The 24891-nt window shown below is 72.6% G+C and carries 20 protein-coding genes; 13 read left to right on the top strand and 7 right to left on the bottom strand.

The window, feature by feature from the left end; translation table 11 throughout:
* Window positions 1–71 precede the first annotated feature (71 nt).
* The 5 genes from ABZ822_RS19655 (at window position 72) to ABZ822_RS19635 (ending at window position 6891) form a co-directional block, all read left to right on the top strand.
* Window positions 72–959 (top strand): FAD binding domain-containing protein, encoded by an 888-nt coding sequence (locus ABZ822_RS19655; RefSeq protein ID WP_360855263.1) that lies wholly within the window; start codon window positions 72–74, stop codon window positions 957–959.
* Complete coding sequence (locus ABZ822_RS19650; protein WP_360855260.1) at window positions 950–1549, top strand: (2Fe-2S)-binding protein; 600 nt, start codon at window positions 950–952, stop codon at window positions 1547–1549. The genes ABZ822_RS19655 and ABZ822_RS19650 overlap by 10 nt, the downstream gene beginning before the upstream one ends.
* 4 nt (window positions 1550–1553) lie before the next feature.
* Complete coding sequence (pucD, locus tag ABZ822_RS19645; RefSeq protein WP_360855257.1) at window positions 1554–3938, top strand: xanthine dehydrogenase subunit D; 2385 nt, start codon at window positions 1554–1556, stop codon at window positions 3936–3938.
* Between the two features lie 264 nt (window positions 3939–4202).
* Window positions 4203–5663: an NCS2 family permease gene (locus ABZ822_RS19640; RefSeq protein WP_360855253.1), complete on the top strand. Its 1461-nt coding sequence runs from the start codon at window positions 4203–4205 to the stop codon at window positions 5661–5663.
* 64 nt (window positions 5664–5727) lie between these two features.
* The gene (locus ABZ822_RS19635) at window positions 5728–6891 is read left to right on the top strand and encodes an XdhC/CoxI family protein (RefSeq protein ID WP_360855724.1); all 1164 of its coding nucleotides are present in this window, start codon (window positions 5728–5730) and stop codon (window positions 6889–6891) included.
* Window positions 6892–7453: 562 nt separating this feature from the next.
* Here the strand turns inward: ABZ822_RS19635 and ABZ822_RS19630 are convergent.
* On the bottom strand, window positions 7454–7768 hold the full coding sequence (locus ABZ822_RS19630) for an AzlD domain-containing protein (RefSeq protein ID WP_360855250.1): 315 nt from the start codon (window positions 7766–7768) through the stop codon (window positions 7454–7456).
* The gene (locus tag ABZ822_RS19625) at window positions 7765–8625 is read right to left on the bottom strand and encodes an AzlC family ABC transporter permease (protein WP_360855247.1); all 861 of its coding nucleotides are present in this window, start codon (window positions 8623–8625) and stop codon (window positions 7765–7767) included. The genes ABZ822_RS19630 and ABZ822_RS19625 overlap by 4 nt, the downstream gene beginning before the upstream one ends.
* 78 nt (window positions 8626–8703) lie before the next feature.
* Here ABZ822_RS19625 and ABZ822_RS19620 point away from each other — a divergent pair, with 78 nt between their 5' ends.
* Entirely contained in the window at window positions 8704–9429 is a 726-nt protein-coding gene (locus ABZ822_RS19620) for a CGNR zinc finger domain-containing protein (RefSeq protein ID WP_360855244.1), read from the top strand.
* A gap of 118 nt (window positions 9430–9547) precedes the next feature.
* Here the strand turns inward: ABZ822_RS19620 and ABZ822_RS19615 are convergent, their stop codons facing one another.
* On the bottom strand, window positions 9548–10462 hold the full coding sequence (locus tag ABZ822_RS19615; protein WP_360855241.1) for a GntR family transcriptional regulator: 915 nt from the start codon (window positions 10460–10462) through the stop codon (window positions 9548–9550).
* 530 nt (window positions 10463–10992) lie between these two features.
* On the opposite strand from ABZ822_RS19615, the gene ABZ822_RS19610 reads away from it, so the two are divergent.
* A complete protein-coding gene (locus ABZ822_RS19610; protein ID WP_360855238.1) occupies window positions 10993–11826 on the top strand; it encodes a (2Fe-2S)-binding protein in 834 nt (277 codons plus the stop codon).
* 220 nt (window positions 11827–12046) lie between these two features.
* Window positions 12047–13111 carry a DUF2637 domain-containing protein gene (locus tag ABZ822_RS19605; protein WP_360855235.1) on the top strand — a complete coding sequence of 355 codons (1065 nt, stop codon included), beginning with the start codon at window positions 12047–12049 and terminating at the stop codon, window positions 13109–13111.
* Between the two features lie 183 nt (window positions 13112–13294).
* On the opposite strand, the gene ABZ822_RS19600 is transcribed toward ABZ822_RS19605, so the two are convergent.
* The 3 genes from ABZ822_RS19600 to ABZ822_RS19590 form a co-directional block, all read right to left on the bottom strand.
* Window positions 13295–13741, bottom strand: a complete 447-nt coding sequence (locus ABZ822_RS19600) for an ATP-binding protein (protein ID WP_360855232.1) — start codon at window positions 13739–13741, stop codon at window positions 13295–13297.
* Between the two features lie 281 nt (window positions 13742–14022).
* On the bottom strand, window positions 14023–15765 hold the full coding sequence (locus tag ABZ822_RS19595) for a pyruvate dehydrogenase (RefSeq protein WP_360855230.1): 1743 nt from the start codon (window positions 15763–15765) through the stop codon (window positions 14023–14025).
* Between the two features lie 223 nt (window positions 15766–15988).
* Complete coding sequence (locus ABZ822_RS19590) at window positions 15989–17938, bottom strand: protein phosphatase 2C domain-containing protein (protein ID WP_360855227.1); 1950 nt, start codon at window positions 17936–17938, stop codon at window positions 15989–15991.
* Window positions 17939–18414: 476 nt separating this feature from the next.
* Here ABZ822_RS19590 and ABZ822_RS19585 point away from each other — a divergent pair, with 476 nt between their 5' ends.
* The 3 genes from ABZ822_RS19585 (at window position 18415) to ABZ822_RS19575 (ending at window position 20506) form a co-directional block, all read left to right on the top strand.
* Window positions 18415–19419, top strand: coding sequence for a helix-turn-helix domain-containing protein (locus ABZ822_RS19585; protein ID WP_360855224.1), 1005 nt, complete (start codon window positions 18415–18417; stop codon window positions 19417–19419).
* Window positions 19420–19501: 82 nt separating this feature from the next.
* Window positions 19502–19984, top strand: coding sequence for a DUF456 domain-containing protein (locus ABZ822_RS19580; protein ID WP_360855221.1), 483 nt, complete (start codon window positions 19502–19504; stop codon window positions 19982–19984).
* A gap of 153 nt (window positions 19985–20137) precedes the next feature.
* On the top strand, window positions 20138–20506 hold the full coding sequence (locus tag ABZ822_RS19575) for a PPOX class F420-dependent oxidoreductase (RefSeq protein ID WP_360855218.1): 369 nt from the start codon (window positions 20138–20140) through the stop codon (window positions 20504–20506).
* A gap of 169 nt (window positions 20507–20675) precedes the next feature.
* Here the strand turns inward: ABZ822_RS19575 and rsgA are convergent, their stop codons facing one another.
* Window positions 20676–21776 carry a ribosome small subunit-dependent GTPase A gene (rsgA, locus tag ABZ822_RS19570; RefSeq protein ID WP_360855215.1) on the bottom strand — a complete coding sequence of 367 codons (1101 nt, stop codon included), beginning with the start codon at window positions 21774–21776 and terminating at the stop codon, window positions 20676–20678.
* A gap of 654 nt (window positions 21777–22430) precedes the next feature.
* Between rsgA and ABZ822_RS19565 the strand changes: the two genes are divergently transcribed.
* Complete coding sequence (locus ABZ822_RS19565; protein ID WP_360855212.1) at window positions 22431–23909, top strand: ABC transporter substrate-binding protein; 1479 nt, start codon at window positions 22431–22433, stop codon at window positions 23907–23909.
* A 79-nt stretch (window positions 23910–23988) separates the two neighbouring features.
* Window positions 23989–24831: an MBL fold metallo-hydrolase gene (locus ABZ822_RS19560; protein ID WP_360855209.1), complete on the top strand. Its 843-nt coding sequence runs from the start codon at window positions 23989–23991 to the stop codon at window positions 24829–24831.
* Window positions 24832–24891 lie beyond the last annotated feature (60 nt).

The raw sequence follows: 24891 nt of genomic DNA, 5'->3' as shown, positions 1-24891 counted from the left end.
CCGGTCCTTCCCCGACCTCCCGTCCTCGCCGCTGGTCCTGCCCGACCCACCTTTTCCAGAAGAGGCCCCTCATGGACTTCCTTCGCCCCGCAAGCTGGGAGGAGGCGCTCGCCGCGAAGGCCGAGCACCCGACGGCTGTTCCCATCGCGGGCGGCACCGACGTCATGGTCGAGATCAACTTCGACCATCGCAGGCCCAAGTACCTGCTGGACCTGAACCGCATCGCCGAGCTGCAGGAGTGGGAGGTCGGCGAGGACACCGTCCGGCTCGGCGCCTCCGTCCCGTACACGCGGATCATGGAGCACCTGCGCGGCGAGCTGCCGGGTCTCGCGCTCGCCTCGCACACCGTGGCCTCCCCGCAGATCCGCAACCGCGGCGGCGTCGGCGGCAACCTCGGCACGGCGTCCCCGGCCGGTGACGCCCACCCGGCCCTTCTCGCCGCGGGCGCCGAGGTCGAGGTCGCCTCGGTGCGCGGCTCGCGCCGTATCCCGATCGACGACTTCTTCACCGGCGTGAAGCGCAACGCGCTGGAGGCCGACGAGCTGATCCGCCGCGTCCACATCGGCAAGGCCGACGGGCCGCAGGCGTTCTCCAAGGTCGGCACCCGCAACGCGATGGTCATCGCCGTCTGCGCCTTCGGCGTGGCCCTGCACCCGGAGTCGCGGACCGTGCGCACCGGCATCGGCTCGGCCGCGCCCACGCCCGTACGCGCCCACGCCGCCGAGGAGTTCCTCGCCGCGGCGCTGGAGGAGGGCGGCTTCTGGGAGAACGGCCGGACCATCACCCCGTCCGTGGCCCGGCAGTTCGCGGAGCTGTGCTCGGCGGCCTGCAACCCCATCGACGACGTCCGCGGCAGCGCCTCGTACCGGCGCCACGCGGTGGGGGTCATGGCCCGCCGCACGCTGGGCTGGACCTGGGACGAGTACCGCGGCAAGGAGAGGAACCGGCAATGCGCGTGAACTTCCGCGTGAACGGCCGCCCGTACGAGGCCGACGACGTGTGGGAGGGCGAGAGCCTGCTGTACGTGCTGCGCGAGCGCATGGGCCTCCCCGGCTCCAAGAACGCCTGCGAGCAGGGCGAGTGCGGCTCCTGCACCGTCCGTCTCGACGGCGTGCCGGTCTGCTCCTGCCTGGTCGCCGCCGGCCAGGTCGAGGGCCGCGAGGTCGTGACCGTCGAGGGGCTGGCCGACTACGCCCGGCAGCGCGCCGAGGGAGGCTGCTCAGGCGGCGTCTGCGGTACGAGCGTGGACCGGGCGCAGCGCTGGCAGGCCTCGCCCGGCGACTCGCAGTCCGGTGAGGCGGCGGCCGAACTCTCCCCCGTCCAGCAGGCGTTCATCGACGCCGGCGCCGTCCAGTGCGGCTTCTGCACCCCCGGACTGCTCGTGGCCGCCGACGAGTTGCTGGAGCGCAACGCCGAGCCGTCCGACGCGGACATCCGCGAGGCCCTGTCGGGCAACCTGTGCCGCTGTACGGGCTACGAGAAGATCCTCGACGCGGTGCGCCTCGCGGCCGCCCGCGGCGAGGCCGAGACCGCGGACAAGGGGGCCTGACCGCATGGGCGTCACCCGCACACCCACCGACCTCACCCAGGGCAGCCGGACGAAGGGCGGCATCGGCGAGTCCACGATGCGCCCCGACGGCACCCTGAAGGTGACGGGCGAGTTCGCGTACGCCTCGGACCTGTGGCACGAGGACATGCTGTGGGGTTACACCCTCCGCAGCCCGCACGCCCACGCCGAGATCGTCTCGATCGACATCGCGGAGGCGCTGGCCCAGGCCGGGGTCCACGCCGTCCTGACCTACGACGACCTCCCCACGGACACCAGGAACTATGGCCTGGAGATCCAGGACACCCCGGTGCTGGCCCACGGCCGGGTCCGCCACCACGGCGAGCCGGTGGCCCTCGTGGCCGCCGACCACCCCGAGACGGCGCGCCGCGCCGCCGCGAAGATCAGGGTCGAGTACGCCGAACTGCCCGTCGTCACCGACGAGGCGAGCGCGACCGCCGAGGACGCGCCGCTGCTGCACCCCGGCCGCGACGACCACCACGCGGGGCACGTACCGCACCCCAACATCGTCCACCGGCAGCCGATCGTCCGCGGCGACGTCGAGGCGGCCCGCGCCCGCGCCGACGTCATCGTCTCCGGCGAGTACGAAGTGGGCATGCAGGACCAGGCGTTCCTCGGCCCGGAGTCCGGGCTCGCCGTGCCGGCCGATGACGGCGGCGTCGACCTCTACATTGCCACCCAGTGGCTGCACGCAGACCTCCGGCAGATCGCGCCCGTCCTCGGCCTGCCCGAGGAGAAGGTGCGGATGACGCTGTCCGGCGTCGGCGGCGCGTTCGGGGGCCGGGAGGACCTGTCGATGCAGATCCACGCCTGCCTGCTGGCGCTGCGCACGGGGAAGCCCGTCAAGATCGTCTACAACCGCTTCGAGTCCTTCTTCGGCCACGTCCACCGCCACCCGGCCAAGCTCTGGTACGAGCACGGGGCCACCCGGGACGGCCGGATCACGCACATGAAGTGCCGGATCGTCCTCGACGGCGGCGCGTACGCCTCGTCCTCCCCTGCGGTCGTCGGCAATGCCTCCTCCCTCGCGGCCGGCCCGTACGTCATCGACCACACCGAGATCGAGGCCGTCGCGCTCTACACCAACAACCCGCCCTGCGGCGCGATGCGCGGCTTCGGCGCGGTCCAGGCGTGCTTCGCGTACGAGGCGCAGATGGACAAGGTGGCGGCCGAACTCGGCCTGGATCCGGTGGAGTTCCGGCAGATCAACGCCATGAGCCAGGGCACGATCATGCCGACAGGGCAGGAGGTCGACTCCCCCGCTCCGGTCGCCGAACTGCTGCGCCGCGTCAAGGCGATGCCGATGCCGCCGGAGAAGCAGTGGGAGACCGCGGGCGAGGGCGCGGACATCCGGGCCCTGCCGGGCGGGCTGTCCAACACCACCCACGGTGAGGGCGTCGTGCGCGGCGTCGGCTACGCGGTCGGCATCAAGAACGTCGGGTTCTCCGAGGGGTTCGACGACTACTCGACGGCCCGTGTCCGCCTGGAGGTCGTTGGCGGCGAGCCGGTCGCCGTCGTGCACACCGCGATGGCCGAGGTCGGCCAGGGCGGCGTCACCGTGCACGCGCAGATCGCCCGTACCGAGCTCGGCGTCACCCAGGTGACGATCCACCCGGCCGACACCCAGGTCGGCTCGGCCGGTTCCACCTCCGCGTCCCGCCAGACCTACGTCACCGGCGGCGCCATCAAGCACACCTGCGAGGCCGTGCGCGAGCAGGTGCTGGAGATGGGCCGGCGGAAGTTCGGCACCTACCACCCTGCGTGGGCCACCGCCGAACTCCTCCTGGAGGGCGGCAAGGTCGTCACCGACGGCGGCGAGGTGCTGGCCGGGCTCGCGGACGTCCTCGAGGACGAGTCGGTCGACCTGGAGCTGGAGTGGCGCCACCGCCCGACCGAGGCGCTCGACCTGCGCACCGGCCAGGGCCAGGGCCACGTCCAGTACTCCTTCGCCGCCCACCGCGCGGTCGTCGAGGTCGACACCGAGCTGGGCCTGGTCAAGGTCATCGAGCTGGCCTGCGCCCAGGACGTCGGCAAGGCGCTCAACCCGCTGTCCGTCACCGGCCAGATCCAGGGCGGTACGGCGCAGGGCCTGGGGCTCGCCGTCATGGAGGAGATCGTCGTGGACCCGGCCACCGCGAAGGTCCGCAACCCGTCCTTCACCGACTACCTGATCCCCACCATCCTCGACACGCCGGTCATCCCCGTCGACGTCCTCGAACTGGCCGACGAGCACGCGCCGTACGGCCTGCGCGGTGTCGGCGAGGCTCCGACGCTGTCCTCCACTCCGGCCGTGGTCGCCGCCGTCCGTGCGGCGACGGGGCTGGCCCTCAACCGCGTACCGGTGCGCCCGGAGCACATCACCGGCACGTGAACCCGACTCCGGGCGGGCGCGGACCGGCCTCCCCGTCCCGTACCCGCCCGGAAGCCCCCCACTGCAGCAACCCCCCAACCGCAGTACCGCTCAGCAGTACCCCACCGCAGTACCGCACCGTTCGCGGTGCCGCACACGTACCGCACCGCTCGCGGTACCCCGTTCGTCTCGGGCCGTTCCCCCGGGTCGTGCAGCCAACTCAACATCCCAAATCCCGCGGACGACCCCCCGCGGGTGCCCCTGTGAACCTTGGGAGTAGGCATCATGACCCAGTCGTCAGTACAGCCGCGGACGGCGGCGGAGGAGGCGGGCCCCGGCTCGCGTCCGCCCGCCGGCCGGTCCTGGCTCGACCGGTACTTCCACATCTCCGACAGAGGATCGACGGTCGCGCGGGAGGTGCGCGGCGGCATCACCACCTTCATGGCGATGGCGTACATCCTCCTGCTCAACCCGCTGCTGCTGGGCGGTGAGGACGCCTCCGGCAACACCCTCAGCCGTACCGGTCTCATCACGGCCACGGCGTTCGCCGCCGCCCTGACGACGCTGATCATGGGCTTCGTCGGCAAGGTCCCCCTGGCGCTGGCCGCCGGGCTCAGCGTCTCCGGCGTCATCGCCTCGCAGGTCGCCCCCAACATGACGTGGCCGCAGGCGATGGGCATGTGCGTGATCTACGGTGTCGTGATCATGCTGCTCGTGGTCACGGGCCTGCGCGAACTCATCATGAACGCCATACCGTTGGCGCTGAAGCACGCCATCACCATCGGCATCGGCCTGTTCATCGCGCTGATCGGCCTCGTCAAGGCCGGATTCGTCCACATGAACAACGCCTCCGCGCCGCTCACGCTGGGGCCGGCGGGCGAACTCACCGGCTGGCCGGTGCTGATCTTCTGCGTCACGCTGCTGCTCATCTTCATGATGCAGGCCCGCAACATCCCCGGTGCGATCCTCATCGGCATCGCCATCGGCACGGTGATCGCGGTCATCGTCAACGCCGTCGGCAACCTCGACCCGAAGACCTGGGGCGGAGCGCCGCCGGAGCTCGACGGCTCGGCCGTCTCCAACCCGGACTTCTCACTCTTCGGCCATGTGGAGTTCGGCGGCTGGGACGAGATCGGCGCGATGACCGTCGGCATGATCGTCTTCACGCTCGTGCTCGCCGGGTTCTTCGACGCGATGGCCACCATCATCGGCGTCGGCACGGAGGCGAAGCTGGCCGACGAGCGCGGCCGGATGCCGGGGCTCAGCAAGGCGCTGTTCATCGACGGCGCGGGCGGAGCGGTCGGCGGTGTCGCGGGCGCCTCGGGTCAGACCGTGTTCATCGAGTCGGCGACCGGCGTCGGCGAGGGTGCCCGTACGGGACTCTCGAGCGTCGTCACCGGCCTGTTCTTCGCGGCCTGCCTGTTCTTCACGCCGCTCACCCAGATCGTGCCCGGCCAGGTCGCGGCCGCCGCGCTCGTCGTCATCGGCGCGATGATGATGCAGAACGCCCGGCACGTGGACTGGAGCGACCGTGCGGTGGCGATCCCGGTGTTCCTGACCGTGACGCTGATGCCGTTCACGTACTCCATCACCGCCGGTGTCGGCGCGGGCGTCATCGCCTACACCGCCATCAAGGCGGCGCAGGGCAAGTGGCGCGAGCCGGGCGCCTTCATGTGGGTGCTCACCGGCATCTTCCTGGTGTACTTCGCCCTCGATCCGATCGAGCACTTGCTGGGCGTCAAGTAGCCCCGGCGGACCGCCCGTTGAACCCGCTCTTTTCACAACCCGCCCGAAGGAGAAGGTGATCGCCGTGCTGGACATCGCCGACGAGCTGCACCGGTGGTGCGAGCAGGGCCGTGACTTCGCCGTGGCCACCGTCGTGGCCACGAGCGGCAGCGCGCCCCGGCAGCCCGGTGCCGCCCTCGCGGTCGATGGTGACGGCACGGCGATCGGCTCCGTCTCCGGGGGCTGTGTGGAAGGGGCGGTCTACGCGTTGTGCCAAGAGGCGCTCGAGACCGGCGAGTCCGTGCTCGAGCGCTTCGGCTACGCCGACGAGGACGCCTTCGCCGTAGGCCTGACCTGCGGCGGGATCATCGACATCCTCGTCACCCCGGTGCGCTCGGGCCGGTCGCCCGTGGAGGCCGCCGCACGGGCGACGCTCGCCGCCGCGCTGTCGGAGGCGGCCGACGGGCGGGCGGCCGCGCTCGCCCGCGTCGTGGACGGACCGGCCGAACTGACCGGCCGCTCCCTGCTGGTGAGGCCCGGCGGCGCCTGGGAGGGATCGCTCGGCGGTCACCCGGAGCTGGACCGTACGGCGGCGGGCGAGGCGTCCGCGCTGCTCGACGCGGGCCGTACGGGGACGGTGGAGATCGGCTCCGACGGCAGCCGTTGCGGCCAACCGGTCGTGCTGCTCGTGGAGTCCAGCGTCCCGCCCCCTCGGATGATCGTCTTCGGCGCGATCGACTTCGCCGCTGCCCTGGTCCGGGTCGGCAAGTTCCTCGGCCACCACGTCACGGTCTGCGACGCGCGCCCCGTGTTCGCGACGGCGGCGCGCTTCCCCGAGGCGGACGAGCTGGTCGTGGACTGGCCGCACCGCTACCTCGACTCCCAGGAGCTGGACGGCCGTACGGTGCTGTGCGTCCTCACGCACGACGCCAAGTTCGACGTCCCGCTGCTGGAACGCGCGCTGAGGCTCCCCGTCGCCTACGTCGGCGCGATGGGCTCACGCCGCACCCACCTCGACCGGCTGCAGCGCCTGCGCGAGGCCGGGCTCACGGAACTCGAACTGGCGCGCCTCCGCTCGCCGATCGGCCTCGATCTGGGGGCGCGTACGCCCGAGGAGACCGCGCTGTCGATCGCCGCGGAGATCGTCGCGGACCGCCGGGGCGGCACCGGCGTCCCGCTGACGGGCGCCCACACCCCGATCCACCATGGCTCAGCGGCACCGGTGGGCAGGATCGGCTCGGTGGCCTGAACGCGCCTCCCGCGTACGGGAGATGTCGGCCGGGCGCGCTGCTCGATGAGCATGCTCTGCAGGGCGAAGGGCACCTGCGATGCGGCCGGTCCCAATGCGGTCGGGACGGACGCGGCCGTGTCCGGCCCGCGGCCGGGCGGCGCGGGAGTCGCCTGCCCGACAGGCGAACGCCCCTGGCCGGGTGGGGCGTTGGAGGTTGCCCGCTTCGTCGGGCTGCCAAGGGCTTCGTAGAGCTGTTGCGCACTCGGGTTGGGTTGTTGCTCGCTTGGTCGGGGTGAGTGTGCGCACCAAGTGCCGGCCGATGGGTGGTGTTCGGGCATGGGGACGGGTGGGCGTCGGCTGGGCCGGGTGTCCGCAACGGCCGTTGCGTGGTTGCGGCCCAGGCGGCCGCCCCGGTGAGTGTCCGGGGGTGCCGCTTTCAGAATGCTTGACTCGAGGCAAGCATTTTCTCACCAAGGGTCCCCAGGGCCCGACCGGGCTGAAGTCTGAGCCGCTGCCGCCGGGTAGCGACCCCGGGGGTCCGCCGTCGCCCGCCCCGATGCCTGAGAGCGTCCGGGGGACGTCAGGCACCAAGGGCGAGCCGGAGCAGGGCAGTCACCACAACGCCGACCAGAACCGCGACGAGCATGCCGGCCCGGCACAGCCGGGCCCCGGCCGCCGCCGCGAGACCGGCGACGAGGGCGAGGTCCAGGTCCTTCCAGCCCGGCCCGGTCACGGCGACGACGACGAGACCGGCGAGCAGCGCCGGAGCCAGGAGCGCGATCACCGCCCGTGCGGGGGTTGGGAGTTGACGGTCGCCGAGGACGGCGGGGCCGACGGCCTTGAAGGCGAAGCTCACGACCGCCGCGCCCAGGATGGCCCACCACAGCGTGGTCACGGTCGCCTCCTCGTCTCCTGCGCGGCCGGCTTTCCGACCGCTTCCGGCTCTCCGCCCTTCAGGAGTTCCTCGCGTGTCGGCGGCACTTCGCGCGTCTCCCCTGCGTCACCGCCGTCGTCCTCACGCCCGGGCCCGCGACGACGCCGCTTCAGCAGTCCCGGCAGCGCCCCTGCCGTGGAGCCCAGGAGCGCGATGCCCGCGGGAACGGCGAGCACGAGCCCCGCGGAGACCGCTCCGCCGAGCCCGGCGGCCAGCCGCGCCCTGCCCGAGGAGCGGACTTCCTCCAGGAGCAGCATCAGGAAGAACGCGGGGAAGACGACGTCGAGACCGAACGCCTCGACGAGCGCCGGTGACGGGGCGAGCACGACACCGAGCGCCGTACCGGAGATCCACGCCGGGGCCTGAACCGCCGTGGCGCCGAAGAGCTTGCCCCGGTCGAACCGTCCGCCGCCGCGGTGCGCGGCCACCCATGACGCGTCGATGACGGTCTGGCCCTCCAGCGCCCTGCGCACCCGGCCGCCGCGCAGATCGCGGGCGACCGCGACGCCCATCGGGACGAAACGGGCGTTGATCAGTGCCGCGGCCGTGACGGCCGTGACAGCGCCCGCACCGCCCGTCAGTGCGGTGAGCAGGGCGAACTGCGCCGATCCGGAGATCACGAGCACCGAGCAGACGATCGGGGCGAGCGTGCCCCATCCATGCCCCACGGCTTCCGTGCCGAACGTGATGCCGAGGACGAACGTCGCCGCCCCCAGGCCCGTGCCGACGCGCAGCCCTCCGCGGAAGCCCTGCCGGCCGCCGTCGCGCGACCGGGCGGCACCGTCGGGTATCGCGTCCGCTGCCGTGTTGCGTTCCATGACATCCGAGCCTAACAACCAAAATCGTTTTATGCTCGTTAGAGAGCGTAACGGGGCAGCACCGGGAGGAAGGGATCCATGCGCGAGGGAGAGGCGGCCGGAGCCGCCGCGCTGGGCGCCGGGACCGCGGGGGCGGAGGGCGTGAAGGCCGCGGAGCACTGGGACGAGCGTGCGCGGCCGATGATCGGCGGGCATCCGGCGGTGGATCTGGTGAACACCGTGTCGTGGCGCCTCGTGCCCGACCGCCGCACCGACCACCTCGGCGACGCCTCGGCCCTGATCTCCTGGGCAGAGGCCGCCGGGCTCGCGGGCCCGGCGGACGTCCGGGCCCTGCGGACGTCGGTCGCGGCCGACGGGGACGAGGCGGAGGCGGCGCTGCGCCGGATCCGGCGGATGCGGGAGGTGGTGCACGGACTGCTGGACGCCGCCGCACACGACCGCGACCCCGCGGACGCCGGCGTACGCGCCTTCCACCGGCTGTCCCTGGACGCCCGACGCCACAGCGCGTGGTCGACGACACTGCCGCTCTCCTGGGCCGATCCGCCCTCCACCGTCACCGGGCTGTACCGCCGGCTCACCTTGCTGGCCGAGGAGTTGCTCAGCGGCGAACAGGTACGCGGAGTCCGCCTCTGCGAAGGACCGGGCTGCGGCTGGCTGTTCCTCGACCGCACCCGCAGCCATACGCGGCGCTGGTGCAGTTCGGGCGACTGCGGCAACCGCGACCGCGCCCGCCGCCACTACGCCCGGACGAAGCGCGTCGCCCCGTCCGGTGCTTCACGGAAGCGGTCGCGCGGCACCGGCTGACCGGTTCCGCACGGAGGTTTCAGGGGCCTCGCCGTGCTCCGCCGGACTCGGCCGCCCTGCCCGCGCCCAGTTGCCCGCGGGCGAACAGAGGGCCAACGGACGCCGGAATACGGCGAGTTCAGGAGGAGCGGCGCGCGCCGGTGAGGTGTTCGCGCACGAGCTGTTCGACGACCGTCAGGTCCTGCGCGGCGAGCGCGTCGAGGAGCGCGGTGTGCTCGGCCGCGTCCGCGATCAGGTCGGCGGTGCGCACGAGGGACCCGCAGTCCAGCGGCCCCTGCGCCCGCCGGTGGAGATCGTCGGCGAGCAGGGCGAGTTGACGGTTCCCGGTGAGCGAGAGCAGCGCGTGATGGAAGGCGCGGTCGGACTCCGCGTAGCCCGCGCGGTCCCCGCGGGCAGCCGCGGCGACGGTGTCCGCGGCGAGGGAGCGCAGTTCGTTCCACCGCTCGGGCGGCAGGGCGCGGGAGAGCCCGAGCATCGCAGGGACCTCGATCATCGCCCGTATCTCGGCCAGTTCGGCCAGGTCGCGCGCCGTACGGCGGGCGATGCGGAAGCCGCGGTTGGGCACGACCTCGACGGCTCCCTCACGGGCGAGTTGCTGCATCGCCTCGCGCACCGGCGTCGCGGAGACGCCGAAGCGATCGGCGAGCGCGGGCGCCGAGTACACCTCGCCCGCCGTCAGCTCGCCGCAGACCAGCGCGTTGCGCAGCGCGTCGAGGATCTGGCCCCGTACGGAGTGCCGCTGCGGAAGCCGGCGCGGTGCGTGCGGCTCGCCCTTCGCGCTGCGCGCCTGACGGGGAGAACGGGGCGCACGCGCAGGCGCCGGTACGGATGCCGGGACCGGGGGCGGCGCAGGAGCCGGTACGGGTGCAGGAGCCGGGATCCGCGGGGAGGCGTGACCGGAGGCGCCTGGCGCATCACCGCCGGCACGAGCAGCGAAGGGCGTGGAACGGGATCCGGCGGCATCGGCCGACGCGACCCGTCCGTCCGCCTCCGCGGCCCCGGCCCCGGGCCCGGAGCCGGAGCCGGCAGGCATCCCGTCCGGCACCCCGGCAGTCTCCGGCCCCCCGGACGGTGCAGTGCCGGGCGACGGATTTCCGTAGCCCCCGGAACCCACGGAGCCGCCAGGGCCGCCGGAGCCGCCGGAGCCCACCGATGCGCCGAAGTGCTCGGAGCGGCCTTCGGCGGAGCGCTGACGCGTCACGCGAGGACGGGCCCCGGCGGCCACCGCACCCCCGTACCGGCCCTCGTCCACCCCGTAGGTCCGCCTTTCGGGCGCCCCCGCGGTCCCCCCGACCTCGGAAGACTCAGAGGACTCGATGACCTCGGAGGGCTCAGGGAACTCGGGAAGCGCAGGCGGCGCGGGCGCCTCAGGGGATCCGGCGGGCGCGGGCACGGCGGCAGGCGGGTGCGACCCCGCGGCCCCCGTACTGCCCTGCTCCATTGATCGCCCTCCGTGAAATGCTCCCCAGAACCATAGGGGCCCCCTCCCGCACTTCAAACACCGATACCATCCGGTAAGGTAAGGCTTACCTGCTAACGATCGCGAGATTCGGTGGTCCGCGCATGTCCGTCGCCCCGGCCGTCCCGGCCCTCACCTCGTCGCCCGTCGCCGCGGCTTATGCCCGGCTGGCCGAGGTGTTCCCCGGGCTGAGCGTGACCGAGGAGGCACCGCGCCAGGGGGGCGGCTGGGTCGCGGCCACCGAGCTGGCCGAGGGCGGCGCCGCGCTCGACGGATTCCTGGCATGGGACAACGCCCAAGTCCTGCGGGACTACGGCCAACAGGCCCGCCCCGACGTCATCGCGAGCTTCGGACTGCACCGTTACGCATGGCCCGCCTGCCTGCTCATCACCGTCCCCTGGTTCCTGCTGCGCCGCGTGCCGCGGATCCCCGTCGGCGAGGTGTCCTTCCAGCGGACGCTCGGCCGGATGACCCTGCGCGTCGGTGAGTTCGCCTGCCTGCCCGACGACCCGATGGCCGCGCTGCCGAACGCCCGGGTCGTACCGGACGAGGAGGCCCTGCGGGCCGAGGTGCGCGAGGCGGTGGCCGAGCATCTCGGCCCCGTTCTGGAGGGGTTCAGGCCGCGGATGCGCCGCGGTCCGCGCGCGTTGTGGGGCATGGCGACCGACGAGATCGTCGAGGGCCTGTGGTATGTGGGGCATCTGCTCGGCGAAGAGCGGCGCGCGATGAGCGAGTTGGAGCGCCTGCTGCCCGGGGCCACCGCACCGTACGTCGGCAGCTCGGCCTTCCGCGAGCTGACCGGGCCGCGGGGCGAGACGCTGCCCACCCGCGACCGGGCGAGCTGCTGCCTCTTCTACACGCTGCGGCCCGAGGAGACCTGCGTGACCTGCCCGCGCACCTGCGACGCGGAGCGCATCGCGCGCCTCACCGCAAGCTGATCACGGCAGAACCACCCGCCGGGGTGAGAGCCCCCGAACGCAACTCCCGTACCACGTACGGGAGTTCGAGTTTTCCGGCCCTATTCGAATGCCCTGCGCCGCTGTTGGGCGGAAACCCCTTGGGGCACGCTCCGTTTCCGTCAGGATGACGCCCGTCGAGTGCCGCGTCCGCACTCGGCCCATGGCAACAGCGTGACGGAAGCGAGTGCAAGGGACCCCGATGAGACTTACCGACACCTCGCTGAACTGGCTCATCCCCCTCCTGGTGCTGCTCGCCGGCGCGACCGTCGCGGCGGTGGTCGTCAGCCGCGGCCGGCGTGACGCCAAGGACGCCCGCCCCGTCGACTCCTGGGAGCGCAGCGAGGAGCGGCGCCGCCGCAAGGAGACCGTCTACGGCTCCGCGTCCTACGTGCTGCTGTTCTGCTGCGCGGCCGTCGCCGCCGCCCTCTCCTTCCACGGTCTCGTCGGCTTCGGACGGCAGAACCTCAATCTCTCGGGAGGCTGGGAGTACCTGGTGCCCTTCGGCCTCGACGGCGCGGCGATGTTCTGCTCCGTCCTCGCGGTCCGCGAGGCCAGCCACGGCGACGCGGCACTCGGATCCCGCATGCTGGTCTGGACGTTCGCGGGCGCGGCGGCCTGGTTCAACTGGGTCCACGCGCCGCGCGGGCTCGACCACGCGGGCGCCCCGCACTTCTTCGCCGGGATGTCCCTGTCCGCCGCGGTCCTCTTCGACCGGGCGCTCAAGCAGACCCGCAGGGCCGCGCTCCGCGAGCAGGGGCTCGTCCCGCGGCCGCTGCCGCAGATCCGTGTCGTCCGCTGGCTGCGCGCGCCCCGCGAGACCTTCGCCGCCTGGTCGCTGATGCTGCTCGAAGGCGTACGGAGCCTGGACGAGGCGGTCGACGAGGTGCGCGAGGACCGGCGGCAGAAGGAACAGCACCGCATGCGCAGGCGCGACCAGGAGAAGCGGGAGCGCGCCCAGCTCCGGGCTCTCAGCCGGCAGAACGGGCTGTGGGGCCGCCGTGGCGGACGCCAGGTCGTCGACGCCCCGGGCCTCCCTCCCGCCACCTCGTCGCGGGCGGAGACCCCCATGGTGGAGGCGGGCCCTACGCCCGCCCGGCCGGTGCTCCGCGCCGCGTCGGCGGACGGCGGTGAGAGCCCGTCGGGCGGCGGTAGACAGGACCGGCCCGTGACCGTCGACCTCACCGCGGAGGACGACACCCTGACGATCCCCCGGCTCGACTCGCTCGAGCGCAAGCTCAAGGACCTCGAGCAGCAATTCGGCTGAGCCGACGGAATCCAGGGGTGGTACGGGCCGCCGCACGGCGTGCGGAACCGCCCTCCGTGCGGCGGCCCGTACCACCCCGGTTCAGGGTCCGTACGATCCGCCCCGATCCCTGCGCCCCGATCCCTGCGCCCCGATCCCTGCGCCCCAGAGCCTCTGCGATCCCGCCGGTGTCCTGGCGATCCGTCAGACCGGTTCCCCGGCCAGCTCGAACCACACGATCTTCCCCGCCCCCACCGGCCGCACCCCCCAGGTGTCCGCCAGCGCCTGGACGAGCATCATCCCCCTGCCGCCGGTCCCCTCGCCGTCCGGTCTGCGGACGACGGGCCGGCGGTCGGCGAAGTCCCTGACCTCGACCCTCAGCCGGTCCTCGTCCCGGTCCACGGCGGTCGGTCCGTCCGGCGCGTGGCCCGCGACCAGGGTCGCCGTCACCTGCGCCCCGCGGCCCGTGTGGACGAGCGCGTTGGTGACCAGCTCACTGATCAGCAACTCGGCGACATCGGCCTGTTCCTCCTTCCCCCACGACTGCTGCCTCAGCAGCTCCCTCAGCGACTCGCGCACCTCGGCGACCGCCGCCAGGTCCGCTCTCCGCAGGCGCTTGTTCAGTACGGAATCTCCGCGCTGCCCCGCCATCTCCCCCGCCCCGTAAGCCGTATCGGTCCGATCTGGTGCGAACTGGCTCCTGGTCATGCATGCCCAGAGGGGCGCATGGCAAAGCCCGGCACCGCCGGGAGAACGGTGCCGGGCTTCAGGGGAGGACGGTCGCTGCGGTCACCCGCTGCACAACAGTCGACAATCGGAACATCCCGCGCACGCCCGGAGCGCATACCGGCCGTGCGCCCCTTCCACCCGTACGGCCCAGCCGCCGCACGGCCGGTCGGCGTACGCCGCGGTCGCAGCCGTACGAGCCACCGTCAGGGACGCGGGACGTTCCGCAGGTTGGAGCGCGCCATCTGCACCATCCGGCCCACCCCGCCGTCCAGCACGATCTTGCTCGCCGAGAGCGCGAAGCCGGTGACCATCTCCGCGCTGATCTTCGGCGGGATCGACAGCGCGTTGGGGTCGGTCACGATGTCCACGAGCGCCGGGCCCTTGTGCTTGAAGGCGTCCCGCAGCGCTCCGCGCACCTGCTTCGGCTTCTCCACACGCACCCCGTACGCGCCCGCCGCCGTCGCGATGGCGGCGAAGTCCGGATTCCGGTTGCCGGTGCCGTACGACGGGAGGCCGGAGACCATCATCTCCAGCTCCACCATGCCCAGCGAGGAGTTGTTGAAGAGCACGACCTTCACCGGCAGGTCGTACTGCACGAGGGTCAGGAACTCGCCCATGAGCATGGCGAATCCGCCGTCCCCCGACATCGCCACCACCTGCCGCTTCCGGTCGAGGAACTGCGCCCCGATCGCCTGCGGCACCGCGTTGGCCATCGAGCCGTGGGTGAACGAGCCGATGACGCGGCGGCGGCCGTTGGGGGTGAGATAGCGCGCCGCCCACACGTTGTTCATGCCGGTGTCGACGGTGAAGACGGCGTCCGCCGCGGCCTCCTCGTCCAGCACGGAGGCCACGTACTCCGGGTGGATCGGGGTGTGCTTCCCGACGTTGCGGGTGTACGCCTTCACGACCCCTTCGAGGGCGTCGGCGTGCTTCTTGAGCATCTTGTCGAGGAACCGCCGGTCGGTCTTCACCCGCACCTTGGGGGTGAGGCAGCGCAGCGTCTCGGCGACGTCGCCCCACACCGCCAGGTCGAGCTTGGAGCGCCGGCCGAGATGCTCGGGCCGTACGTCGACCTGCACGATCTTGACGTCGTCGGGCAGGAACGCGCCGTAGGGGAAATCGGTGCCCAGCAGGATCAGCAGATCGCACTCGTGCGTCGCCTCGTAGGCGGCCCCGTACCCGAGCAGGCCGCTCATCCCGACGTCGTACGGGTTGTCGTACTGGATCCACTCCTTGCCGCGCAGGGCGTGGCCCACCGGGGACTTCACGCGTTCCGCGAACCCCATGACCTCGTCGTGCGCACCCGCGGTGCCGCTGCCGCAGAACAGCGTGATCCGGTCGGCCCGGTCGACCATCCGGACCAGTTCCTCGATCTCGGCGTCGCCGGGCCGCACGGTCGGCCGGGACGTCACCAGCGCGTGCTCCTCGGCCCGTTCCGGGGCGGGCTGCGCGGCGATGTCGCCGGGCAGGGCGACGACGCTGACACCGCTGCGGCCCACCGCGTGCTGGACGGCCGTCTGCATGACCCGCGGCATCTGCCGCGGGCTGGAGATCAGCTCGCAGTAGTGGCTGCACTCCCGGAACAGCTGGTCCGGATGGGTCTCCTGGAAGTAGCCGGAGCCGATCTCGCTGCTCGGGATGTGCGAAGCGAGGGCGAGGACGGGCGCCATCGAACGGTGCGCGTCGTACAGGCCGTTGATGAGGTGCAGATTGCCGGGCCCGCAGGACCCGGCGCAAGCCGCGAGGCTGCCGGTGAGCTGCGCCTCCGCCCCGGCGGCGAAGGCCGCGCACTCCTCGTGGCGGACCTGGATCCAGTCGATGGCGGAATTGCGGCGGATGGCGTCCACGACGGGGTTGAGGCTGTCGCCGACGACGCCGTAGAGCCGCCGCACACCGGCCCGGACGAGGATGTCGACGAACTGCTCCGCCACGCTCTGCTTGGCCATGGGTCTCACTCCGGGGGTCGGGGTCGGGCGTTTCCTCCCCCCGGATCCGTCGCCCCCCGTGGTCCATCAACCCATGGACCGCACGCTCGCGCCTCCCGGCCGGTGCGAAGGCGGGACGGGGGCGGGACGGGCTACGCCGGTACGGCGTGGGGGTAGGGCGGGCGGTACGCGGGCTGCGGCGCCGGGCTGCTCTGGGCTGCCGCCTTGTGCGGCCTGGGCTCCGTCAGGTCTCGGTCTCCCAGACCGCTGCGGCCGTCCGGTCGCCGGCGTGACCGGAGACGCGGAGCTGGACGTCGGACAGGAAGGCCGCCAGGCCGGGCGGGGCGGTGGCCGACCACCGCTCCGCCAGCGCGCGGGCGAGGGCGGGCTCGCCGCGCAGGGGCTCCGCCAGGCCCGCACCGCACAGCAGAAGCGTGTCACCGGGGCGGGCGACGGAGGCCCGGAAGTGAAAGGGCTCGGCGTACGCGCCCGCCGGGGCGGCGTGGTCGTCGGAGAGGGCTGTCTCGGCGGAGAGGGCTGTCTCGGCGGAGTCGGCTGCGTAGGCCGAGTCGCCGGCATCGGCCGGGCCGGGCGGAGAGACACCGGGGTCGACGGTGAGCCGGTCACCGGGTGCGGTGGTGACCTCGCCTCCGAGCCCGGGACCCCGTCCGTTCACCGCCGGGTCGAGGTCCTGCCAGGCGCCGTCCCGCAGCCGGAACAGGCCGCCTCCTCCGACGCCGAAGAACAGGCGAGTACGGCAGGCCGGGTCGGCGGGGAGGAGGAGGCAGCGGAGCGTGGCGGTGTACTCGCCCGGATCCAGGCCGAGTTCGGCCGCGCGGGCGCGGAGGCGGCCGTAGCCGCGGTCGGTGAGCCGGTGCAGACCCGACTTGAGGGCGCTGCGCCGGCCGTCACGGATGTCCTCGGCCAGCCGGACGTGGCTGCGGCCCACGGCCGAGCCGATCATGCGGCAGAGGTCGGACGCGGCACGGCGCGCCACGTCCGTGGGCCGTGCGCCGCCTGCCACGGCCACGAGCAGCAGCGTGTCCTCGCCGGATCCGAACCGTGCGGTGACCAGGACGTCGCGCCGCGGTTCGCCCCCGTCACGCGCCGCGTCGCCGCGCAGCGACGCGGCGCGCAGGACGAGGGAGCCGTAGCGGGCGCCGTCGAGCACCGTGTCCGGCACGAGGGCGTCGAGGGCATCGGGGTCGGCGGGCGGCAGGGCGGTGGGCTCGGCGTCGTAGGCGGGAGCCCGCTGCCCCACGAACTCGGCCTCGCCGGGCGGCTGTCGGGGGACGGCCGCCGCCGTGGGCACCTCCCCCGTACGGCGCGGTGACGGCGGTGTCTCCGGTGCGGCACCGGACACGGTTCCCAGCCTCAGCGTGGGGTCCGGCCCCGGCGAGTCGGCTCCTTCGCCGAAGCCCGGCCCCGGCTCATGACCTCTGCGAGAGGGGCCGTTGCCAGTGGCTGACTGCTCCTCATCCCGCCGCGCAGATACGGGAGTCGGGTGTGAGGGAGGCTCCCAGGGCGCTCGGGACCGGGGGACGAACGCTCGGCGGTTCGGAGCCCGGCCCCCGGGCGGCGCGGGCGCGACGCCCTGCCACCACTCCCGCCGCCGGGCGGGACGGACAGCCGTACCCGGTGTCCGCGGGGACGGAGGCCCCGTCACCGGGGGTCGCCGCACGAGAGGGTCGCCGCGGGGCGGCCAGGTCGGCTCCGGCCATGCCTCGGGCCGCGGCCCGGCCTGGGACGAGTCCACCATCGGGGGCGCGCTCTGCCACCACTCGCCCTCCTCGGCAGCCCGCTGCGGGAGGTCGGGGGCGTACGAGGCCGTGGCCGGTGCGGGAGCGTCCCGGGTAACACCCGCCGCAGCAGCGCTCGTTGATGAATCGTCCGGGTCAACACCCGCCGGTTCTTCACACGGTGACGGTACGTCGTACATCAGCTCATCGAGCGGCTCGTCGAGCGGCTCGTCGGATGGGCAGGCGTCCGGCCCCGCCGGAACATCGCCCGCGGCCAGGTCCGTTGCCGCGTCGCCCGGTGGCGGGGCGCCCGTCGCCCCGACCGCCTGCGACGCGGAGTCGAAGCGGTCGTCCACCGAGTCCGCTCCGGGCACGGGCCCCGTGTCCGGCGTGCCCTCGTCGTACAACTCCCGCCACCAGTCGTCCTCGTGGCGCCGCTCCCCGGGCTGGTTCATGCCCTCAATTGTCCATCGCGCAGCCCTTTCGGGAAGGGCGCGCGAGCTCGCCGGTGCGTGCGAACGCGCCGGAGTGCGCCGAAGGATTCCGGACACGCTCCCGGGCAGCGGACCGCGGGACAGGCCCTTCCCCCACGGCAGGACCTGTCCGGCGGCGTCACCGCGGCGGGGCCGTCACCTCCGGCGCGCGGCTCCGCAGGGCGCAGCGGGCTGACGGGGCATTGGCCTGTACCACAGTTCCGACACCTTGGCAGAGTGGCCTGTCCTACGGGGATGATGCTCGCGGCGGGTTTGCGCCGTGACTCATTTCCGCCACGATGGCCCCCACCGTCGCCACGCCGCACCGCACACCACCGCACCGCACCGCACCACCGCCGTCGTACACCGCCGGTGCTGCCGGCGGGCAAGTGTCATCAGGGGCAGGTGTCATCAGGGGCAGGGACAACCGGGTGCCCAGGGGATCCAGGGGGAGTCAGATGCTCAGCGCGATCGGTCTCGACGCACTGCAGGAAACGGCGTACCGCACGCTGGTCGGACTCGGCGCCGCCGAGGTCTCCGACCTCGCGCACCGGCTGTCGCTGCCTGAGGAGGAGGCCGTCCTCACGCTGCGGCGGCTCGAACGGCACGGGCTCGCCGCCCAGTCCTCGGCGCGCCCCGGCCGCTGGGTGGCCGCGCCGCCCGCCGTCGCCCTCGGCGCCCTGCTGCGGCAGCAGCGGCACGAGCTGGAGCAGGCCGAGCTCGCCGCCGCCCTCCTCACCGAGGAGTACCGGGTGCAGGCCGCCGAACCCGCCGTGCACGACCTGGTCGAGGTCGTGACGGGCGCGGGCGCGGTCTCCCACCGGTTCCTCCAGCTCCAGCTCGGCGCGGAGCGGGAGGTCTGCGCGCTGGTCACGGGGAGCCCGACCACCGTACGGGGCATGGACAACGACGCGGAGGAACGTGCCTCGAACCGCGGCGTCCGCTACCGCGTGGTGATCGAGCGCGACGTCCTGTCGGGGCCGTCGGGGATCACCGAGCTGAGGGCGGCGCTCGGCCGCCGGGAACAGGTGCGGGTCGTCGACCGCGTCCCCACGAAGCTCGTGGTCGCGGACGGCGCGCTCGCGATGGTCCCGCTGACGCGCCGTGCCGCGGAACCCTCGGCGGTCGTGGTGCACGCCAGCGGACTGCTCGAATCGCTGACGGGTCTCTTCGAGCGGGTGTGGCGCGATGCCCTGCCGTTGCACCTGGACACGGACGGCGTCCCGTACGAGGGCAGCCCCGACGCGCCGGACGCCACCGACCTGGAGGTCCTCTCCCTGCTGCTCGCCGGGCTGACCGACGCGAGCGTCGCCAAGCAGCTCGACCTGGGGCTGCGCACGGTGCAGCGCCGCGTGAAGCGGCTGATGGAGCTGACCGGGGTGTCCACGCGGCTGCAGCTCGGCTGGCATGCGTACGAGCGGGGCTGGGTGGCGCGCGGGGACCGCCCCGCCGGCGAACGGTAGGCGCTCACCGGCCGCCGCCGCGCGGTCGCGGGCCCGCCCCCGCCGGGAAGCGCCGTCCGCCGCCTTCCGGCAGGCTGGGCCCATGGGGACCTGGCAGCTGGTGGCGGTCGGGCTGGTGATGCTGCTCGGCCTCCTCGGCGTCCTGATCCCCGGCGCCCCCGGCCCTCCGGTGGTCTGGGCCGGGGTGGTGTGGTGGGCGCTGACCGAGAAGACGGCACTCGCGTGGTGGGTGCTGATGGGCGCGACGGCCGTGCTCCTGCTCAACCAGGCTCTCAAGTGGCTGCTCCCCGCACGCCGGATGAAGGACGCCGGGATCCCCCGGCAGACGCTGTACGCGGGTGGGGCGTCGGCGGTCGTCGGGTTCTTCGTGGTGCCCGTCGTGGGCGCGGTCATCGGCTTCGTGACCGGGATCTACGGCGCCGAGCGGGCGCGGCTCGGCGACCACGGCAACGCCTGGGCGTCGACCAGGACCGCGATGCGGGCGATCGGCTTCAGTGTGCTGATCGAGCTCTTCGCGTGCCTGCTGGTCGTGGGGGCGTGGACGGGCGCGGTGGCGGCCGGCTGACCGCGGACCCGGCTCCGGGCAGCGACCGGCTCCGGGCACGGACCCGGCTCCGGGCAGGGACCCGCCCACGCCCCCGGCACGTGGGCCCCGGGACCGTACGCCCTCGGTGCCGCCTCCGATGCGAGCGAGCGGGACCGGTGTGATCCTGGCGCCATGACGGATCTGAACGAGGCCGAGCGCGCGTATCTGAAGACCCAGCGGCTGGGGCGGCTGGCGACCGTGGACCCGGCAGGGCAGCCCCAGGCGAACCCCGTGGGCTTCTTCCCGCAGGAGGACGGGACGGTCCTGATCGGCGGCTACCGCATGGGCGCCACCAAGAAGTGGCGCAATCTGCAGGCGAATCCGAAGGTCGCTCTCGTCGTCGACGACCTCGCCAGTGTCCGGCCGTGGGCCGTGCGGGGCGTGGAGATCCGCGGCGAGGCGGAACTGCTCGTCGGTCCGCACGAGCTCGGCCCGCACTTCAGCGAGGAGGTCATCCGCATCCATCCGCGGAAGGTCCACAGCTGGGGCCTCGAGGACTGAGCGCGGTGCGGGCCCGGGGTGAGCGCCCGTCTGACGGAGCGCCAACGCGCCGCCGTGCGCACGGACTTCACCCCGGACCGTGAACCGGGGGCCCCGGAACCGCGGGCCCGGAACCGCGCGCCCCAGAACCCGGGGGCGGCGGGCCGACGCCCGCCGCCCCGTCAGCGGGTCAGCGCTGCTTCCCCCGCTTCCGCTCCATCATGTGCCGCCCCAGCGCCTGCTTCTGCTTCCAGTCCCGGCGGATCTCCGCCCGCAGACGGGCGTCCGTACGGGCGGCGAGCCGTTCGTTCTCGCGCAGCAGTTTGCGGTAGCTCTCCAGCCTGCGCTCGGGGAGTTCACCGGTCTCCAGCGCCTCCATCACCCGGCAGCCGGGCTCCACGGTGTGCGCGCAGTCGTGGAAACGGCACCCGCGCGCGAGCGCCTCGATCTCGGAGAAGACCTGCCCGACGCCCTCCTCCGCGTCCCAGAGCCCGACGCCGCGCAGCCCCGGGGTGTCGATCAGCACCCCGCCCCCGGGCAGGGGCAGCAGGTCGCGCGTGGTGGTGGTGTGGCGGCCCTTGCCGTCGCTGTCCCGGATCGTCTGCACGTCCTGGACCTCCTCGCCCAACAGGGCGTTGGCGAGCGTGGACTTGCCCGCGCCCGACTGGCCGAGGAGCACGGCCGTGCCTCCCCCGACGGAGGCGGCGAGCACGTCCACGCCTTCCCCCGTCATGGAGCTGACCGCGAGGACGTCGACACCGGGAGCCGTCGCCTCCGTGTCGGCTACGAGGTGGGCGAGCACCGATGCGTCCGGTACGACGTCGGTCTTGGTCAGCACGACCACCGGCCGCGCCCCGCTCTCCCAGGCGAGCGCGAGGAAGCGCTCGATCCGGCCGAGGTCCAGCTCGGCGGCGAGCGAGACCGCGATGACGGCGTGGTCGACGTTGGCGGCGAGGATCTGTCCGTCCGACTTCTTGGAGGAGGCGGAGCGGAGGAACGCGGTGCGCCGCGGCAGCAGCGCCCGGACGACGCCCCGCTCGAGGTCGAGGGCCGCCCAGTCCCCGGTGCAGGCGATCAGCAGTGGGTCGGGTGACCATACGGGCGCGGTGTCCGCCCGAACCGTGACGACACCGTGACCGCCCGGATCGCCGGTGACGGCGTCGCAGCGGCCGCGGTCGACCCGGACGATCCGCCCGGGCACGAGACCCTGGCCTGCGTACGGGGCGAAGTCTTCAGCGAACCCGCTGTCCCATCCGTAGGACGTGAGCGGGTGCGAGATGTGGTTGTACAACGGGGTGAACCCTTCGAGGGAGTGGTCCCTCGGCGAGGAGGACGGCGGCCGGAAGAGGCGGGCCGTCGGTCAGCCGGAGACCACGGGGGTACGGACGATGGTCTTCTCGATGCGGGCAGCGCCCATCGCAACGACGGTCATCGGTCCTCACCTCCCGTTCGGGTCTTCCACGGCCGGACAGCAGCAGCCCTGAATGGCTGCCGCCGGGCTCCCGCGAAGCTTAATCCGGCCTTGTGCGGCGGCGCCAATGGTTTTTCGGCGGCGATCTCCGTGACGCGTCTCATGACCGGCCTTGTGACCGTCTCGGCGGTCCTCGGCGATTCGCCTTGCCATCCGCAGAACCGAGTTCTCCCCCCGGCTGTACTACGAGTCAGTACGGCGTCTACGGTATGGGATCGGATCGCTCTTCTCCGGGGAGCAGTTCCCCGAATTTCCTCCCCCATCCGGGAGTTCGGGGGGCCGAGAGCGGGCCGCCAACTCCCCCCACGGTGTGTCGGACGCACCGGTAGGCGAACGGAAAGTGTGAAGAACGTGCAGTTGTGGATACGTCGCCAGTGGCTGGCAGGTCTGCTCGGAGCGGGAACAGTCGCCGGATTGCTCACGGGGTGTGGTGCGGGAGAGGCCGGCAGTGGCGGCGAGGGGGAGGCGGTCGTCATGGGAACGACCGACCAGGTCCAGTCCCTCGACCCGGCCTCGGGCTACAACGTCGGTTCCTGGATGGTGTTCAACAACGTCTTCCAATCCCTGATCAGCTTCCCGCGGGGCTCGAACACCCCGCAGCCTGAGGCCGCCGAGAGCTGTTCCTTCACCGACGGCAACAGCACCGTCTACCGCTGTGAGCTGAAGGACGGACTGACCTTCAGCAACGGGAACGGCCTCACGTCCGAGGACGTGGCGTACTCCTTCAAGCGGACGCTGAAGATCAACGATCCCAAGGGCCCGTCCTATCTCCTCCAGTCCCTGGACCGGGTGGAGACGCCGGACGAGAAGACCGTCGTCTTCCACCTCAACAAGTCCGACGCGACGTTCCCCATGAAGATCGCATCAAGTGCGGGCGCGATCGTCGATCACAGCGAGTACCCCGCGGACAAACTGCGCACCGACGGCAAGGTCGTCGGTTCGGGTGTTTACACACTCGACGAGTTCGACCGGAAGAAAGCCGTCTTCTCCGTCAACGAGGGATACAAGGGCGAAGCCGACGTCCAGAACTCCGGTATGACGATGAAGTTCTACGACGGCGACCAGGCGGGGCTGCGCAAGGCCGTACAGAGCGGCAGCGTGGATTTCGCCTATCGCGGCCTCGCGGCGGAGGACATTCACGAACTCGAGACCGCGACCACCGCGGACCGGCGGGGCGTCGAGGTCGTCGACGGCGCCAGCGCCGAAGTGATGCACATGGTCTTCAACATGAAGGACCCGGTGGTCGGCAAGCTCGGCGTGCGCAAGGCCATCGCGTACCTCGTGGACCGGCAGGCCCTGGTGCGCGACGTGTACCAGCGCACCGCCAAGCCGCTCTACTCGGTCATCCCCGCCGGCATCACCGGTCACAAGACGCCGTTCTTCGACAAGTACGGCGACCGCCCGCAGCAGGAGAAGGCGGCCGCGGCGCTGCGCAAGGACGGCGTCAACGGCAAGGTCAAAATGACCCTGTGGGCCACGCCCATACGCTTCGGGCCCTCCACCGTGCCCGCGGTCAAGGAGATCTCCCGGCAGCTCAACGCGAGCGGCCTGTTCGACGCCGACGTGAAGAGCGTGCCCCTCGACGAGTACGAGAAGGGGATCGCCAAGGGCAAGTACGGCGCCTATGTGAAGGGCTGGGTGCCCGACTACCCGGACCCCGACATCTTCATCTCGCCGTTCTTCAGCCGGAACAACGTCGTCGCGAACAACTACCTCTCGAAGCGCATCGTCGACAAGCTCATACCGGAGACGGTGTCCCAGCCCGACCGGCTCGTGACCGCCGGGAAGTTCGCGGAGATACAGTCCATCGTCGCCGAGGACCTGCCCATGCTGCCGCTGTGGCAGGGCAAGCAGTACGCGGTGGCCCGGGACAACGTGTTCGGGATCGCATGGAGCCTCGACGCCTCGACAGTCCCCCGCTTCTGGGAGATCAGCAAGAGCGACGAGGAGTGACCTCCTGCCGGTGAGCGGCGTCGCGTCCGTGGTGTGAGACTGGGAAGGGACAGGCCGTCCGCGCACCCGGGAGCAGGCCATGGACGCACCGCTCGCCGTCACCAGGGTCACCCACAGCTGCCACCTGATCGAGATCGGCGGCCTGACGCTGCTCACGGACCCCTGGTTCAGCGAGCGGGCGGCCCACCACCCCGGGGAGCCGATCGCCTACGACGTGGCGGACCTGCCCGACCTCGACGCCGTCCTCATCAGCCACCACCACTACGACCACTGCGACCTCGAGTCGTTCGCGTCCTACCGGGACAAGGACGTGCCGATGCTCGTCGCGGCACCCGTCGTGGAACGGGCCAGGAAGGCCGGGTTCCGTCAGGTCCGCGCCCTCTACCCGTGGGAGAGCACCCGGCTCGCCGCCCATGCGGGACGGGCCGGGCGGACCGGCGCCACCGGTGAGGGCCCGGGCGACGGCACAGCCGCCGGCGCCGGCGGCGCGTTCCGTCCGGACGAGCTGACCGTCACCGCCGTCCCGGCCCGGCACAAGGTCTACGAGGTCACGTTCGTCGTCCAAGGCGGCGGGCAGACCGTCTACTTCGCCGGGGACACGATGCTCGTTCCCGAGTTGCAGGAACTGGCGGGCCGCTTCCCCGAGATCGACCTGCTGCTCGTCCCCACGAACGGTCTGCGGCTGCGCCCGCTCTTCAACCGGCAGGTGGTGATGAGCGCTCAGGAGGCGGCCACCCTCACCTCATGGCTGCGGCCACGCGTCGCGGTGCCGCACCACTACGCGTACTCCAGCGGCCCGGTCGGCGACCGGCTGATCACCAAGACCGACCGGGACCCGGAGAACTACGTCCGCGCGGCGCGGCTCGCGGCGCCCGGGACGGACGTGCGGGTCATCGCCCCCGGTGAGCGCCTCACGGTCTGATCCACCCCTCACCGTCCGAGGAGCGGCTCACCGTCTGAGCCATTCCGGGGGCTCTCCGTG

The sequence above is a fragment of the Streptomyces sp. NPDC047108 genome, assembly GCF_040643575.1.
In the GTDB taxonomy this organism is placed as follows: Bacteria; Actinomycetota; Actinomycetes; order Streptomycetales; family Streptomycetaceae; genus Streptomyces.
This window is presented reverse-complemented; position numbering and strand designations above follow the sequence as displayed.